At 61.6% G+C, this 15,208-nt stretch carries 18 protein-coding genes; 8 read left to right on the forward strand and 10 right to left on the reverse strand.

The genetic code is table 11. From position 1 onward, the window contains the following. Window positions 1–14 precede the first annotated feature (14 nt). From IB246_RS22075 to nirS, 8 genes are read right to left on the reverse strand one after another with little or no spacing between them, the layout of a single operon-like run. Window positions 15–518, reverse strand: a complete 504-nt coding sequence (locus IB246_RS22075) for an Lrp/AsnC family transcriptional regulator (protein ID WP_008043669.1) — start codon at window positions 516–518, stop codon at window positions 15–17. Next, window positions 493–936, reverse strand: a complete 444-nt coding sequence (locus IB246_RS22080; protein ID WP_008034421.1) for an Lrp/AsnC family transcriptional regulator — start codon at window positions 934–936, stop codon at window positions 493–495. The genes IB246_RS22075 and IB246_RS22080 overlap by 26 nt, the downstream gene beginning before the upstream one ends. Continuing rightward, the gene (locus IB246_RS22085; RefSeq protein ID WP_008034419.1) at window positions 929–1,444 is read right to left on the reverse strand and encodes an Lrp/AsnC family transcriptional regulator; all 516 of its coding nucleotides are present in this window, start codon (window positions 1,442–1,444) and stop codon (window positions 929–931) included. The genes IB246_RS22080 and IB246_RS22085 overlap by 8 nt, the downstream gene beginning before the upstream one ends. Further along, window positions 1,441–1,899, reverse strand: coding sequence for an Lrp/AsnC family transcriptional regulator (locus IB246_RS22090; RefSeq protein WP_008043670.1), 459 nt, complete (start codon window positions 1,897–1,899; stop codon window positions 1,441–1,443). The genes IB246_RS22085 and IB246_RS22090 overlap by 4 nt, the downstream gene beginning before the upstream one ends. A gap of 1 nt (window position 1,900) precedes the next feature. Next, entirely contained in the window at window positions 1,901–3,079 is a 1,179-nt protein-coding gene (locus IB246_RS22095) for a cytochrome D1 domain-containing protein (protein ID WP_008043671.1), read from the reverse strand. Beyond that, on the reverse strand, window positions 3,076–3,399 hold the full coding sequence (locus tag IB246_RS22100; protein ID WP_008043672.1) for a c-type cytochrome: 324 nt from the start codon (window positions 3,397–3,399) through the stop codon (window positions 3,076–3,078). Before IB246_RS22100 ends, IB246_RS22095 begins: the two co-directional genes overlap by 4 nt. Window positions 3,400–3,418: 19 nt before the next feature. Next, complete coding sequence (locus tag IB246_RS22105; RefSeq protein ID WP_008043673.1) at window positions 3,419–3,733, reverse strand: c-type cytochrome; 315 nt, start codon at window positions 3,731–3,733, stop codon at window positions 3,419–3,421. A gap of 24 nt (window positions 3,734–3,757) precedes the next feature. Next, entirely contained in the window at window positions 3,758–5,326 is a 1,569-nt protein-coding gene (nirS, locus tag IB246_RS22110; protein ID WP_223413864.1) for a nitrite reductase, read from the reverse strand. Between the two features lie 313 nt (window positions 5,327–5,639). Here nirS and IB246_RS22115 point away from each other — a divergent pair, with 313 nt between their 5' ends. The 6 genes from IB246_RS22115 (at window position 5,640) to IB246_RS22140 (ending at window position 12,146) form a co-directional block, all read left to right on the forward strand. After that, window positions 5,640–6,443, forward strand: a complete 804-nt coding sequence (locus IB246_RS22115; RefSeq protein WP_008043675.1) for a CbbQ/NirQ/NorQ/GpvN family protein — start codon at window positions 5,640–5,642, stop codon at window positions 6,441–6,443. Further along, window positions 6,427–7,014, forward strand: coding sequence for a cytochrome c oxidase subunit 3 family protein (locus tag IB246_RS22120; protein ID WP_008043676.1), 588 nt, complete (start codon window positions 6,427–6,429; stop codon window positions 7,012–7,014). Before IB246_RS22115 ends, IB246_RS22120 begins: the two co-directional genes overlap by 17 nt. Before the next feature lie 10 nt (window positions 7,015–7,024). Next, complete coding sequence (locus IB246_RS22125; RefSeq protein ID WP_008043677.1) at window positions 7,025–7,282, forward strand: cytochrome C oxidase subunit IV family protein; 258 nt, start codon at window positions 7,025–7,027, stop codon at window positions 7,280–7,282. Between the two features lie 1,072 nt (window positions 7,283–8,354). Then, window positions 8,355–8,795: a c-type cytochrome gene (locus IB246_RS22130; RefSeq protein WP_008029662.1), complete on the forward strand. Its 441-nt coding sequence runs from the start codon at window positions 8,355–8,357 to the stop codon at window positions 8,793–8,795. Window positions 8,796–8,798: 3 nt separating this feature from the next. Continuing rightward, window positions 8,799–10,226, forward strand: a complete 1,428-nt coding sequence (locus IB246_RS22135; RefSeq protein ID WP_008029660.1) for a cbb3-type cytochrome c oxidase subunit I — start codon at window positions 8,799–8,801, stop codon at window positions 10,224–10,226. 78 nt (window positions 10,227–10,304) lie between these two features. Continuing rightward, complete coding sequence (locus IB246_RS22140) at window positions 10,305–12,146, forward strand: nitric oxide reductase activation protein NorD (protein WP_008043465.1); 1,842 nt, start codon at window positions 10,305–10,307, stop codon at window positions 12,144–12,146. 8 nt (window positions 12,147–12,154) lie between these two features. Here the strand turns inward: IB246_RS22140 and IB246_RS22145 are convergent, their stop codons facing one another. Then, a complete protein-coding gene (locus IB246_RS22145; RefSeq protein ID WP_032832810.1) occupies window positions 12,155–12,346 on the reverse strand; it encodes a hypothetical protein in 192 nt (63 codons plus the stop codon). Next, window positions 12,343–13,026 carry a Crp/Fnr family transcriptional regulator gene (locus IB246_RS22150; RefSeq protein ID WP_008029654.1) on the reverse strand — a complete coding sequence of 228 codons (684 nt, stop codon included), beginning with the start codon at window positions 13,024–13,026 and terminating at the stop codon, window positions 12,343–12,345. The genes IB246_RS22145 and IB246_RS22150 overlap by 4 nt, the downstream gene beginning before the upstream one ends. A 471-nt stretch (window positions 13,027–13,497) precedes the next feature. On the opposite strand from IB246_RS22150, the gene IB246_RS22155 reads away from it, so the two are divergent. Together IB246_RS22155 and IB246_RS22160 are read left to right on the forward strand one after the other, a co-directional pair. Then, window positions 13,498–14,688: an NnrS family protein gene (locus IB246_RS22155; protein ID WP_008043457.1), complete on the forward strand. Its 1,191-nt coding sequence runs from the start codon at window positions 13,498–13,500 to the stop codon at window positions 14,686–14,688. A 28-nt stretch (window positions 14,689–14,716) separates the two neighbouring features. Further along, window positions 14,717–15,154, forward strand: a complete 438-nt coding sequence (locus IB246_RS22160) for a CopD family copper resistance protein (RefSeq protein ID WP_008043456.1) — start codon at window positions 14,717–14,719, stop codon at window positions 15,152–15,154. Window positions 15,155–15,208: the final 54 nt, after the last annotated feature.

Raw genomic sequence — 15,208 nt, forward strand, 5'->3', positions numbered from 1 at the left:
GAGTCGGCGCGCCTTCAGTGCGTTGCGGGTGGCAGGCGCAATCCGGTTTTTTTCAGGATGCGGCTGCTCACCAGCATCTCGTCGGCGGCACAGGCATCGCCCAGCAAGTAGCGCAGGTGTTCGCGGTAGCTGTCGATTTCCTCGCTGCTGCGACCGTGCACCATGGCAAACAGGTTGTAGCGCCAGTCCTCACGGCGCGGGCGTCGATAGCAATGGCTGACGAAGGGCTGCGCACCGATCAGCGCACCGAGGCGCGGCATGTCGGCGTCGCGCACATCCCAGACCGTCATGCCGTTGTAGCGATAACCCAGGCGATAGTGGTTGGGGACGGCGGCGATGCGCCGGATGGCGCCCTCGGCCTGCAAACGCTTGAGCAAGTCCAGGGTGGATTCGATGCTCAAGTCCAGCTGCTCGGCGAGCCAGGCCCAAGGGTCGTCCAGTAAGGGCAGGCCGGTCTGGGTCAGCTCGATCAGGCGATGGGCCAGGGTGTCTTCAGACCGGGAAATACAAACCGACATGGTAGGTCTCCTCTTTGGGCAGATTCAGCAGCGGCAAGCCGGTCAGGGATTCAATACGCTGCAGGGTCTCGGCAATGCCTTGTTCGGTCGGGCAACCGAGCACAAACCACATGTTCCAGGGGTGTTCGCGTCGATAGTTGTGGGCCACTTCCGGCAGGGCGTGCAGTTGCTCGGCGACGTCTTCGAAGCGTTCTTCCGGCACTGCCAGCGCCGCGAGCGTGAAGGCACCGCCCAGCCGTTCAATGTCGAACATCGGGCCGAAGCGCGTGAGCACGCCGTCTTCCAGCAGTGCGTGGAGCCGATCGAGCAGTTCGCTGCTGCTGCTTTGCAGTTCGGCGGCCAGTACTTTCCAGGGATGGCGCACCAGCGGCAGGCCCAGTTGCAAGCGGTTGATCAGTCGACGGTCGAGGTCATCCACGGTCGGAGGCTCCTGTTGATGAGGGCGCAAAGCGCCCGCCGCATTGTTTGAAGGCGTGGGTGCTGAACAGCAGTTGGTGGGGCAGGTCGCTCAGCAGGTGTTCTTCGAGCAGCGCCTGAATGTGCGCCGCGACTTGATCGCGTTGGCGACCGTGAACCATGCAGAACAGGTTGTATCGCCAGTCAGGCAGGCGTCGCGGTCGCTGATAGCAGAGGGTGATGCCGGGCGCTCGCCCAAGGCGCTGGCCGACTTCGTCGATCAACGCGTCCGGAATGTCCAGCACCAGCATCGCGTTGGCGGTAAAGCCCAGCGCGCGATGGTTGAGCACCAGGCCAACCCGGCGGAACAACCCTTGCTCGTGCCACTGGTGCATTTGCGCGAGCACCTGGTTTTCCTCGGCGTTGATCCGTTCGGCGAGTGCCTGATAAGGACGCGAGACCAGCGGCAACCCGCCTTCCAGGTGCCGACGCAGGGCCAGTGCCTGTTTGGGATTCAATGGCGCTTTCATCGGCTTTCTCCCAGGGCAAAGCCGAGGTCGATGCGGTAAGCGGTCAACATCGGCAGGTCCAGTGGGGTGAGGCCGGTGTCGTACTCCAGTTCTTCGAGAATGCGCTCGATGTGTTGGCGATCGGGGCCGGTCAACACAAACCACAGGTTGTAGTGATGCTCGCGCGCATAGTTGTGATTGACCTCGGGGTATTGGCTGACGCGCTTGGCAACTTGATGCAGGCGTTCGGCGGGCACGGCGAGGGCGGCGAGGGTGCTGGCGCCGGCACGGCTGTGGTCGAACACCGGGCCGATCCGCGACAAGGCCCCGGCCAGTTCCAGGCGTTGCAGGCAGGCGATCACTTGCGACTCGCTGCAACCCAACACCTGGGCCATTTCGAGATAAGGTTCAGGGCACAGCGGCATGCCATGCTGGAAGCGATCGATCAGTTGGCAGGCAAGCAGGTCGAGGTCCATTTCAATAGCCCATTTTTTGTGCGCGGCTGCTGAAGAAGATGCCGCTCGGTGCGGTGGCCGGCAGGGTGCTCAGCTGTTTCAGGCTGTACGGGTCCCAGACCTGAACCTGATTGCCGTCGCGTAACGACAGCCACAGCTGATCGCCGCGTGCGGTGAATTCCATGTGCAGCACCGCCGGGCCCGGTCGCAGGTCGGCGACCACGGCGTGGGTTTCGGTGTCGATCACCTGGACCCGATCGTTGTCCGGGTAGGCGAAATTGACCCACAGTTGCCGACCGTCCGGTCGCGAGGTGACGAACACCGGTTGGCCGGCCACAGGGATCACGGCGCTCTGCTGCCAGGTGCGCGAATCCATCACCAACACTTGATGGCGACCGACAGCGGGGACGAAGGCCTGATGGTCGGCGACGGCCCAGCCCTCAAGGTGCGGCATTTTGTAGACCGGCAGTTTTGCCTGGCCGCGTCCGTAATCACCGAGCACCCGCTTTACCCCACGCTCGGGATGCCAGAGGTCGAGTTGCGCCATGCCGTCTTCGCCGAACAGGCCGGCCATGTAGTAGCGTCCGTCCGGGGTGATCAGCGCGTCGTAGGGTTGCTCGCCGATGTCGGTGAAGCGGCTGATCTGCGGGGTGGTGCCCTGGCTGAAATCCAGGGTCCAGATCTCGCCGGTGTCGAACAGGCTGAACACAAAACGCTGGCCAGGCGCGTCGACCAGGCCGACCACGCGGGAACGCTTGCTGCCATCGGCCAGCGGGGTAGCGGGAATGTCGGCCACCAGCTGCAAGGTCTGCGCATCAAAGACCTTGACCCCGCCGGGCACGTAGTTGGACACGGCGATCAATTTTCCGTCCTGACTGATGGCGCCGCCGATGCTGTTGCCGCCCTGGATCACTCGGTGATCGATGCGTCGGGTCAGCAGGTCGATCTTGCTCAGACCGCCGTCGCGGCCGAACACATAGGCATAGCGCTGGTCGCGGGAGAACACCACGGAGGCGTGGGACAGGTCGCCCAATCCTTCGAGCCGGGCCAGCGAAATGCGGTTGTCGCTTTCGATGATTTGCAGGCTGCCGGTGGCGCGTTCCACCACCACGCCCAAGTCGCCGGTGCCACGCAAGGGTGGCTGAGCGCAGGCGGACAATAACAGCCCGGTCGCCGCTGACAGCAGGATTGAGCGGATCATGGTGCGGGATATCCCTGGAGAAGAAGATCGATCAGCCAACGGATGTCGGCGGTGCTGAGCAGCGGGGCCCAACCGGGCATCGCGGTGCCGGGCCGGCCATGGGTGACGGTGGCGATCAGGCTGTCCCTGGACTTGCCCGCCAGCGCTGTGCGGGTCAGTTCGGGGCCGAGGCCGCCGGTCATGTGCAGCCCATGGCAGGCGCCGCAGTCCTGGGCCAGCAGGTGTTCGAGTTGCGCCTGACGCTGGGCGTCGGGCGCGGCAACCGTGGTTGCGCAAATGAGGAGGAGGGCCGCCAGAACCGGAGCCTTTCGAAAAATCATCTTGGCGCCCTCCAGGCGGTTATTTGAGTGTCAGGACCCAGGTCGCGAGAATCTTCGCTTCCTCATCCGTGACCGGGTTTGCCGGCATCGGCATCGGCCCCCAATTGCCCTGTGTGCCGTTTTTGATATGACTGGCCAGGGTGTCCGCGGCCCCGGCTACGCCCGCATTCTTGGCCGCTACATCCTTGAGTGCCGGGCCGACCAGTTTGGTGTCGATGGAGTGGCAGGCGGCGCAGGGTTTGCTCTTGAACAGCTCCAGCGCGTCCTGGGCCATGGCCGGTTGCACGCTCAGCGCAGCGGTCAGGGCGAACAGTGAAAGCAGAGTATTTTTCATGGTGTTTCCTTGCATTGATGGAGCTCAATAGATGTCGTGTTGGGTGTTGTAGACGTTGAACTTTCCGGTGGGTGTGATCAGTCGTTTGTCCTTGATGACTGACTTGAGCTTCAGGGTTTTGTCGTCGATCACCACCAGCGCCGATTCGTCGGCCTGGCCGCTCCACACGGAGAACCAGACTTCATCGCCGGCCTTGTTGTATTCCGGTTGCACGACGCGCATCGCCCCTTGCTTGATGCCCGCGTATTCGGCGATGGGCAGCACGGTGTAGCCGGCGTCGAGCTTGTCGATGTTGAACACCGCCACCGACTGACTGAGTTTTGCGTCCGGGTTGAGGGTGGTGTCGACGTACAGGTGACGGGAGTTGGGGTGGGTCTTGATGAACAGCGATCCACCGCCCTGACCCTTGATCGAGGCGACCTGTTTCCAGGCGTATTGCGCGTGTTTGACCGGGTCGGTGCCGATCAGCGAGATGCCTTCGTCGCCCAGGTGGCTGGTGGCCCAGACCGGCCCGTAGGTCGGGTGGTCGAAGTTGGCGCCGCGCCCTGGGTGCGGGGTTTTGCCGACGTCCACGAGCGCGGTCAACTTGCGCTCCTTGGAGTCGATCACGGCGACTTTGTTGGAGTTGTTGGCGGCGGTCATGAAGTAGCGGTGCGTACTGTCCCAACCGCCGTCATGCAGGAACGGCGCGGCGTCGATGGAGGTGACGGTGAGGTTCTTGATGTCCTGGTAATTGACCAGCATGACCTTGCCGGTTTCCTTGACGTTGACGATGAACTCCGGCCATTCGTGGGACGCGATGATCGCCGCGACACGCGGCTCAGGGTGATATTCCTGCTTGTCGACGGTCATGCCGCGTGTCGAGACGATCTGCTTCGGCTCCAGGGTTTCGCCGTCCATGATGGTGAACTGCGGCGGCCAATAGGAACCGGCGATGGTGTACTTGTCTTCGTAGCCCTTGAATTTTGAGGTCTCGACCGAGCGCGCTTCGATGCCCACTTTGACTTCGGCGACCTTGGTCGGCTCCACCGGCCACAGGTCGATCATGTCGATCCGGGCGTCGCGGCCAATCACCAGCAAGTAGCGGCCCGAGGCGGAGATCCGCGAGATGTGCACCGCATAACCGGTCTCGATCAGCTTGACGATTTTCTTGCTGTCGCCGTCGATCAGGGCAATCTTGCCGTCATCGCGCAATGTCACCGAAAACAGGTTGGGCAGGTCGAGTTTGCTCAATTGCTTTTTCGGACGATCCTCGGGTTTGACCAGCACCTTCCAGGTTTTCAGCGTCTCGGCCATGCCCCATTCCGGTGGTGTCGGCGGCGTGTGCTGAACGAACTTGGCCATGGCCGTGATTTGCTCCTTGGTCAGGGCATTGGACGTCCCCCAGTTCGGCATGCCTGCCGGTGAACCGTAGGTAATCAAGGCCTCCAGGAACGGTTGCCCGCGCGACTGGGTGATGTCCGGGGTCAGCGGCTTGCCGGTCGCCCCTTTGCGCAGCACGCCGTGACAGCCGGCGCAGCGCTGGAAGTAGATTTCCTTGGATGAATCGAACTCGGCCCGGCTCATGTCGGGAGCGCCAGCGGTTTTGACCATGGGCGGTGAGGCGGCGGGCTCGTTGGCTCTGGCTGCGTGAGACACCGCAAAGGCCAGTGTCGAACACAGGGTGGCGACGGTCAGAGCAAACGTTTTTCTATTGCTGATCAGCATTCCATTTCTCCTCAGGCAAGACCTTTGCGATGCGCTGGAACGACAGCGCAGGACGCAGGTTCTTAGTGCGCTGCAAGGCTATGCCCGAGCAGGCCAATGCCCGCTTGACGGCGATCAAGTTTGTCGGCCATGTCACTTGCCAGGTTGTCGCAGGGGTCCGTAGCGTGTCCCTCAATTCTGTTGTTGAATCAGGTGCCCCATGGACCATCTCCCGTCTGGCGAACACAAGGCCGAACCCTTCTACCAACCGCTCAACAATGAGGAGGCGCTGTTCGAGCAGGCCTGGCAACACGGCATGCCGGTGCTGATCAAGGGGCCGACCGGTTGCGGCAAGACCCGTTTCGTCCAGCACATGGCGCATCGGTTGAACTTGCCGCTGTACACCGTGGCGTGCCACGACGACCTGAGCGCGGCTGACTTGATCGGTCGCCATCTGATCGGTGCCCAAGGCACTTGGTGGCAGGACGGACCGCTGACCCGCGCTGTGCGTGAAGGCGGCATCTGTTATCTCGACGAAGTGGTCGAGGCGCGCCAGGACACCGTGGTGGTGTTGCATCCGCTGGCCGACGATCGTCGCGAGTTGTTCCTGGAGCGCACCGGCGAGGTGTTGCAGGCGCCGCCGTCCTTCATGCTGGTGGTGTCCTATAACCCCGGTTACCAGAACCTGCTCAAAGGCATGAAACCCAGTACCCGACAACGCTTCGTGGCGATGCGTTTCGATTACCCGCCGGTGGCCGATGAGGAGCGCATTGTTGCCCGCGAGGCTCAGGTGGACAGCGCGCTGGCGGCGCAAGTGGTCAGGCTGGGGCAGGCGCTACGGCGGCTCGATCAGCATGATCTGGAGGAAGTCGCTTCGACGCGGTTGCTGATTTTCACCGCACGAATGATCCGCGCCGGCATGAGCCCGCGTGAGGCGTGCATGGCCTGCCTGGCCGAACCATTGAGCGATGATCCGCTGACCGTTGCGGCGCTGATGGACGTGGTTGATGTCCACTTCGGTTGAGACCGGCGGCGTCGCGCCCAGGCATTTGCCGGGTGATCTGGCAATGTGGTTTTTCATTCTGGCCGAGCTGTCGGTGTTTGCCATTCTGATTCTGGTGTTCGCCGTGACCCAGGCACTCAAGCCGCAGCTGTTCAGTGAAAGCCGTCTGTTGCTGAACACGTCGACCGGTCTGGCAATGACCCTGAGCCTGCTGACCGCCGGGCTGTTCGCGGCGCTGGCGCAGGCGCAAGTCAGGCGCTCAAGGCCTCGCCACGGCGCTGTCTGGTTGCTGGCGGCGTTGCTCGTCGCCAGTGTCTATGTGGTGTTGAAAGTCACCGAGTACCGACACTTGCTGGCCTCGGGGCTGGGGATGGAGCACAACACATTTTTCACGCTGTACTGGATCCTCACCGGGTTTCATTTTCTTCATGTGTTGCTTGGCATGTTCATCCTCGGATGGCTGGCCGAGCGTTGCCGTCGTGGGTTGTACGACGCCAGTAATCGCAGCGGATTTGAATCCGGCGTGTTGTATTGGCACATGGTTGATCTGATCTGGGTGGTGTTGTTTCCGCTGGTTTACGTGCTGGGTTGATGAGGTTTTCATGTCTGCTTCCAGGTTCTTGTTTGTCTGCTGGGCAGCGCTGGCCACGCTGAGCGTAAGCACTGTGTTGCTGGCGCAGTCGGGTGCGACAGGGGTGTTGTCCGTGGCCATTTTGCTGGTGGCGGTTGTCAAAGCCTGGTTGATTACTGATGGCTTTATGGAAATGCGCCATGCGCCGCGATTGTGGCGTCGGTTGTTGGTGAGTTGGGCGTTGGTGTTGGCGGTGGTTGTGGGGGGGATGTTGGTGGTGGTTGATTGAGTACATATCCGTTTCTGTGGTGATGGCGGCTATTGGTTTCGCCCTTACGGCGAGTCACTTGGAGAAGCGCCAAGTAACCAAGCGCTCTTGCCCCGTTCGTTCGGTGCCTCGCCTAGGCTCGGCATACCCTCGCTCCGGTCCTGCTCCGTGGGCCCGCCGCCATCGGCCATCCATGGCCGGGGGCGGCTAACCCGGCATCCATGCCGGGTTGCCCACTGCGCAGAACCTGCACTCGGCCTCTCGAGGGGGCGTGTACCTCAAGATCAAAAGCGGAAGGCGAGCTAACGCTCGGCCTGATGAGTGGTGAAGATCAAAAGCGCAGGCCGATCCCTGTAGGAGCCGGCTTGCCGGCGAAAATCGTCTGGACAACGCGTTCATTCAGACAGCCCGCGTTATCGTTGGCGTCCATCGCCAGCAAGCTGGCTCCTACAATTTTGAGTCGTGTGAGCCCAATCCCTTGTAGGAGCCGGCTTGCTGGCGATAGCGGTGGGTCAGTCGCGCATTTATCGCCTGAAAGGACGCCATCGCCAGCAAGCCGGCTCCTACAGGGAATTGGTGTACATGTTCGGAATGAGTGAGCGCAGCAGTGAAGAACAACGCGTTCGAACAGAGAGCCAGGTCGGCTTTCAGGCCGCCTCGGCGGCTGTGGCGGTGGTCGCCCCCTCGAGAGGCCGAGCGCAGGTTCTGCGTAGTGGGCAACCCGGCATGGATGCCGGGTTAGCCGCCCCCGGCCAGGGATGGCCGATGGCGGCGGGCCCACGGAGCAGGACCGGAGCGAGGGCATGCCGAGCCTTAGCGAGGCACCGAACGAAAGGGGCAAGAGCCCTTTGGTTACTTTGGGGCTTTTCCAAAGTGACTCGCCGTAAGGGCGAAACCAATACCAGCCATCACCGCAAAAACGGATATGCCCCCCCTTCAAAAAAACAAACCACCTGACACAAAAACGCTCCGACATTAGATCAGCGGCATCGGCAATACCCGAGCAAAACCATCGGAGTTTCTTGATCGCCATCAAGCAGGTTTCAACCCTTCGCTTCCTATCATGGACGGGCCAAGCAAAGAGGAAGCGACCATGTCAGAGACCTTCACCAAAGGCATGGCCAGGAACATCTACTTCGGGGGAAGCATCTTCTTCTTCCTGGTATTCCTGGCCTTGACCTACCACACGGAACAGACCTTCCCGGTGCGCAGCAACGAAGCGCAATTAACCGAATCAGTGATTCGCGGCAAGACAGTCTGGGAGCAAAACAACTGCATCGGCTGCCACACGCTGCTGGGCGAGGGCGCCTACTTTGCGCCTGAGCTGGGCAACGTCTTTCAGCGGCGCGGCGGGGAACAGGGCTTCAAACCTTTCCTGCATGCCTGGATGAAAATGCAGCCGCTGGGCGTACCGGGCCGGCGCGCGATGCCTCAGTTCAAATTGAGTGACCAGGAGGTGGATGACATCGCCGAGTTCCTCAAATGGAGCTCGAACATCAACACCAATGGCTGGCCGCCAAACAAGGAGGGCTGAGCAATGAGCATTGCCAATCCACATCTGAAATTCGCCTCGCAAGCCGTGGCCAAACCGTACTTCGTGTTTGCCCTGATCCTGTTCCTCGGTCAGGTGCTGTTCGGTTTGATCATGGGCCTGCAATACGTGATCGGAGACTTTCTGTTCCCGATCATTCCGTTCAACGTGGCGCGGATGGTGCACACCAACCTGTTGATTGTCTGGCTGCTGTTCGGCTTCATGGGCGCGGCTTACTACCTGATTCCGGAAGAAGCCGACCGAGAGCTGCACAGCCCGAAACTGGCGATCCTCCTGTTCTGGGTGTTCGCCGCCGCCGGTGTGCTGACGATCCTGGGCTACCTGCTGGTGCCTTATGCGGGCCTGGCCAGGCTGACCCACAACGAGTTGCTGCCGACCATGGGCCGGGAGTTCCTCGAACAGCCGACCATCACCAAGATGGGCATCGTGGTGGTGTGCCTGGGTTTCCTCTACAACATCGGCATGACCCTGCTCAAAGGTCGCAAGACCACCGTCAGCATGGTGATGATGACCGGGTTGATCGGGCTCGCGGTGTTCTTCCTGTTCTCCTTCTACAACCCCGGCAACCTCGCCCGTGACAAGTTCTACTGGTGGTGGGTGGTGCATCTTTGGGTGGAAGGCGTGTGGGAACTGATCATGGGTTCGATGCTCGCCTTCGTGCTGATCAAGATCACCGGGGTAGACCGGGAAGTCGTGGAAAAATGGCTGTACGTGATCATCGCCATGGCGCTGATTACCGGGATCATCGGCACCGGTCACCACTTCTTCTGGATCGGTGCGCCCGAGGTCTGGTTGTGGGTCGGCTCGATCTTTTCCGCCATGGAACCGCTGCCGTTCCTGGCCATGGTGATCTTCGCGTTCAGCATGGTGAAAAACCGTCGTCGGCAACACCCGAATCGTGCGGCCACGCTGTGGGCCAAGGGCACCACGGTCACGGCGTTCTTCGGTGCGGGCGTCTGGGGTTTTCTGCACACGTTGGCCCCGGTCAACTTCTACACCCACGGTTCGCAACTGACGGCGGCTCACGGTCACCTGGCCTTCTACGGCGCTTACGCGATGATCGTGATGACCTTGATCAGCTACGCCATGCCACGCTTGCGCGGCTTGGGTGAAGCCGGCGACGAGCGCTCGCAGACGCTGGAGATCTGGGGCTTCTGGTTGATGACCCTGTCGATGGTGATGATCACATTGTTCCTCACCGCTGCCGGTGTCGTGCAGGTCTACCTGCAACGCTGGCAGGCCGACGGAATCGCGTTGCCCTTCATGTCCACGGTCGAACATTTGCAAGTGCTGTTCTGGGCCCGCCTGGGTTCCGGTGTGGGGTTCTTCGCCGGGTTGCTCTGCTACTTGTTCAGCTTCAAGCAACGTGGCCGCGCCGCTTTGCGCGCCCCGGCTGCCGTGGTTCCGTCATGAGCCTGCATAACGGCTAGAAAAGGTCGGCCCGGCTGAGACAGCGGGCCGTTTTTTTGCTTTGGAAAAAGGGCAACTACCATGGCCTTTACCGTTGAACTGGAAGAGTGGGTCGGCAGTGTCTGGCACCGTTTCATCACCCGGCGCGCCAGTGCGGATTTCCCCGAGGCACGCGTTGAGCTGATCAGCCAGCAACGCCCGCTGGCGCTGTTGTTTCGCGCCATGGGCGGTGCCAACGGTGTCGGCGTCGAAGCCGCCAGCGACCGCGATCTGCTGCTGCGGCGCAACGTGTTGCAGCAGATCGCCGGCACCTGCAAACAAGTGCCGTTGGCGTGGTGCGACGACGCAAATCTTCGGCTGCCGTCGAGCCTGGCGGTGTTTCCTGACGTCGCTCTGAACGAAGAACTCTATCGTTGGCTCGCGCTGCTGGCGGCGCAGGCCGGGCCGATGCGTCACTGGGGGCGGGACAATCAGCGCTGGACGCAACAGCTGTTGCAGCGCTTCCCCGCGTTGCGCGTCCGCTATCAACGCCTGGTCGATGCGCATCTGCAATTACGCCCGGATCCCGCCTCGTTGAACCGCAGCGAAGCCGCGCTGGAACGGGCGTTATGCCAGGCGTTGCGTGAGCCGGGCAGTGTCGAGCATTTTCCTCGTAGCGAACGTGCAGCCTGGCCGCTGCCGTTGTGGTTGTACCCGCCGCAAAATTTCGGCAGTGCGCAGGCAGCCGATCTGGGCGATGAATCCGAAGAATCGTTGACCACGCCACCCGGTGAACAGAAAAGCGGACGCAAACGCGCCACGCGGATCGATGAAAGCACCCGTGATGGCGGGCTGTTGGTGGTGCGCCTGGAGAATCTGTTCAGCTGGACCGAACACGTGGATCTGGATCGCTGGTCAGACGACAGCGAAGACCCGGACGCCGCCCGGGTCGCCGATGACCTGGACGAACTGACGCTGTCGCGCACCCGTCTGCGCAAGGGCGGTGGCCTCAAGCTGCACCTGGACCTGCCGCCGGCCGATGTCGACGATATTCCCTTGGGCGAGGGCATCAAGTTGCCGGAGTGGGACTATCGCAAGCAGCGGATGCAGGACAGCTTCGTCAATCTGCAAATGATGGTGCCGCGCGACTGTGAAGCGCAGCCGCTGCCGCCACGGCTCAAGGCCTCGGCGCGACGTTTGCGCCGCCAGTTCGAGCACCTGCGCAACGACCGCCAGTGGTTACGCCAGCAACCCCAGGGCTCTGAACTGGACATGCAGGCCTGGCTGGATTTTCACGTTGAACGCGAGCATGGCGAGTGCGCCGAGCGGGGTTTGTTCATGGAACAACGCCAGACCCGCCGCGACCTCGCGTGCCTGTTGCTGGCCGATGTGTCGATGTCCACCGACGCCCATCTCAACGATGAACATCGTGTCATCGACGTCATCCGCGACAGCCTGCTGCTGTTCGGCGAAACCCTGTCGGTGCTGGGTGATGATTTTGCCCTGTACGGGTTTTCCTCATTGCGTCGCCAGCAAGTGCGCATGCAGGAACTCAAGTCGTTCACCCAGCGTTATGACGACAACACCCGAGGTCGCATACAGGGACTCAAGCCGGGTTATTACACACGCATGGGCGCCGCCATTCGCCAGGCCACCAAACTGCTGGGCACCAGCAAACGCCGCAGCAAATTGTTGCTGCTGCTGACCGACGGCAAACCGAATGATCTGGATTTGTATGAGGGCCGCTACGGTGTCGAAGACACCCGCGAGGCGGTGCGGGAGGCGCGGCGCCAGGGGTTGACGCCGTTCTGCATCACGATTGATCGCGAGGCCGGGGACTACTTGCCGTACATGTTTGGCGCCAATGGCTACACCTTGATCCGCCAGCCCGAACAACTGCCCCTGCGCTTACCGCAGTTGTATCGCCAGTTGACCCAGCCTTGACCCTGGCTTCAGCGCGGCAGCCAGAAAAACATCGCCACGCAAAAGATCGTCAGGCCGATGCAGAACCACATGAACCGATGCTGCCGACGCTCTTCAGAGCGTTCGGCCAGCGCCGGCAGGGGCATACCGCAGTGGCGGCATTCGGTTTCTTTTGATGGGTTGGCGTGCTGGCAATACAGGCAGACGGGCATGGCGCTCACTCGAACTGTTCCAGGCGTGGACGATCAAGAATGGCGATCTGGCGGCCGTCCTGGGTAATGATTTTTTCATCGATCAGGCGGCGGATGATGCGCGAGAACGTCTCCGGCTGGATCGACAGGTGCCCGGCAATCAGTTGCTTGGCCATCGGCAGTTCGAATTGACTGTCGATGGTTTGCTGGCGCACCAGTTGCGTCAGCAGATAGCGCACGACCCGGTGGGTAGCGTTTTTCAGTGACAGGGTTTCGATTTCGTTGACCCGCTGGTGCAGGCGAACGCAGAGCTTGCCCAGCAGCGCGAAGGTCAGCCGGCTGTTGTTCTGCAGCAAGCGCATGTAGGTGCTGTTGGATAACCGGTAGAGCTGGGTAGGGCAGACCGCTTCGGCCGAGGCCACATAGTTGGGGGTGTCCATCAGCATCATCGCTTCGGCGAAGGTTTGCCGATCGCTGAGCACCTCGAATACTTTTTCCTGCCCGTCGGGTGTCAGGCGGTAGATCTTCACCGCCCCGGCAATCACGAAATAGAACGAATCGGCCGGCTCGCCCTGACGGAACAACGGCTCGCCTTTGTCGATGCTCAGCAGTTGGCTGGTACTCATCAATTCATCCAGCTGTTCTTCATTCAACGGCTCGAACAAGTGATGACTGCGCAAAATCTGGTGATGGACGCGATGAAGCACCATGGGAATTCATCCTGAAGGTTGAGGAGGTGGCTTGCGATCAAGAATCAGACAAGGCCCAGGGAGATGCCGCTGGCCAACGCCAGGACAGAGGTCAACACCACAAACCAGGCCAGTGGCTGGACGACTTTTTTCATGAGGACTCCCGGGATCGAGTTTGCTTTGAGTTCCCGAGGCTTGAGCAAGACGCGGGCCATGCCTGAAGGCCTTTGTTTATTGGGGTTGTAGACGGATAGGGTAAAAAAGACCCATGCAATCAGGGTAAAAACAACCTTCAAATGGTCATTTTTACCCTGCGTCAGCTACCGTTACAGCTAGGAAGTGCCGCCAGCCGTTGATCTGGAGCGGGGGCACGGCCCTTGCACACTTGATCTGCGACAAAGGCAATTGTTCGGCAATACCCGATGATTGCACCCGGAATTACCTCGCGCGCTGGTTGGCGCCAGGTCAGCAACAAGGTAGAGGAGTGGCTTTATGCAAGTGCTTGACCGCCGTAAAGCGATGGCCATCGCGCCGCTGTTACGTCTGGCCTTTCGGCCGTTCTTCCTCGCGGGTGGGCTGTTGGCCGTGCTGGTCATCCCGCTTTGGCTGGCGGCCTTCAGCGGTTCGTTGTCCGCATGGCAGCCGGCCGGTGGTTGGCTGGGCTGGCATCGGCATGAATTGCTGTTCGGGTTCGGGCTGGCGATTATTGCGGGCTTCCTGCTGACGGCCGTACAGACCTGGACCGGTCGCCCCGGCCTCAGCGGCAAACCGTTGGCCGCGCTGGCGCTGCTGTGGTTGGCGGCGCGCGTGGCGTGGCTGGTCAATGCCCCGTGGCCGCTGCTGGTGGTGCTGGAAATGGCGTTCCCGCTGGCGGTGGCGGTATTGATGGGCTTCACGTTGTGGAAGGTACGGCAAAAGCGTAACTACCCGATTGTGGTGGTCCTGCTGTTGCTGGCCGGGGCCGACGGGTTGTCTGTGTCGGGGCTGGTTGCAGGTCATGAAGGCTGGCAGCGTCAGGGCGTGCTGACCGGCATCTGGCTGGTGGCGGCCATGATGGGGTTGATCGGCGGGCGCGTGATTCCGTTCTTTACCCAGCGCGGCCTCGGCCGGGTTGACGCTGTTGCCCCTTGGCCATGGCTGGATTGGCTGCTGCTGATTGGCTCGCCACTGGTGGCGTTGCTGTATGCCGTCGGCCCTGCGCTCAACGCCAATGTCTGGGTGGGTTTGTTGTTCGCGGTGCTGGGGGCTGGGCATCTGGTGCGCCTGGTGCGCTGGCAAGATCGCGGCCTGTGGCGCGTGCCGTTGTTGTGGTCGCTGCACCTGGCTTACGGCTGGCTGGCGGTGGCTTGTCTCGGCATGGCGCTGTGGCATTTCGGCGTACCGCTGAACCCGAGCCTGGCAGTGCATTGCCTGACAATCGGCGCCATGGGCGGTCTGGTGCTGGCGATGATCGCGCGGGTAACGCTCGGGCATACCGGCCGTGCGCTGGAGCCACCGTCGGGCATGACCTTGGCGTTCATTTTGCTCAACCTGGCGTGTCTGAGTCGGGTCGTGTTGATTGTGTTTTTCCCTTTGCCGGCGTTGTGGCTGGCCGGTCTGTGCTGGACGCTGGCGTTTGCGCTGTACGCCTGGCGTTATGGGCCGATGCTGCTGCGGGCCCGGGTCGACGGTCATCCGGGATGAGCAGGCCAAAGAATGGAGGCGGGCGATGATGTATCCCTTTTTGTTGATTACGCATTTGCTGGCAGCCATCGCCTTCATCGGCACGCTGTTTTTCGAAGTGGTGATCTGGCACCGCGCCCGCCAGCCGCTGGCGGAAGTGGCGCGAGCGACGGCGGATCAGGCGATTGCCGTGCGCTCGCGCAAGGTGCTGCACGGTGTGGTGTTGCTGTTGTATGGCGCCGGCATCGCACTCGCCTGGCAACACCGCGGTGTTTTGAGCCAGCCGCTGGCCAGCAGTTTTGGCACTTTGCTGAGCCTGAAAATCATCCTGGCCCTGAGCATCATCGGCCATTACCTGCTGCTGGCGTATTGGCTGAAAAGCGCGCGGCTGTCCACGACCCGCGCGACCTGGATTCGCCGCAGCATTCTCGGGCACATGGTGTTGATCGTGATCCTGGCCAAGGCAATGTTCTATTGGCACGGCTGATGGCGCTGTAAAACCGGTAGTTCTGAGGTGGCGCCATTCGCGAGCAAGCCCGCT

Source organism: Pseudomonas sp. PDM01, from assembly GCF_014852325.1.
Classification (GTDB): Bacteria; Pseudomonadota; Gammaproteobacteria; order Pseudomonadales; family Pseudomonadaceae; genus Aquipseudomonas; species Aquipseudomonas migulae.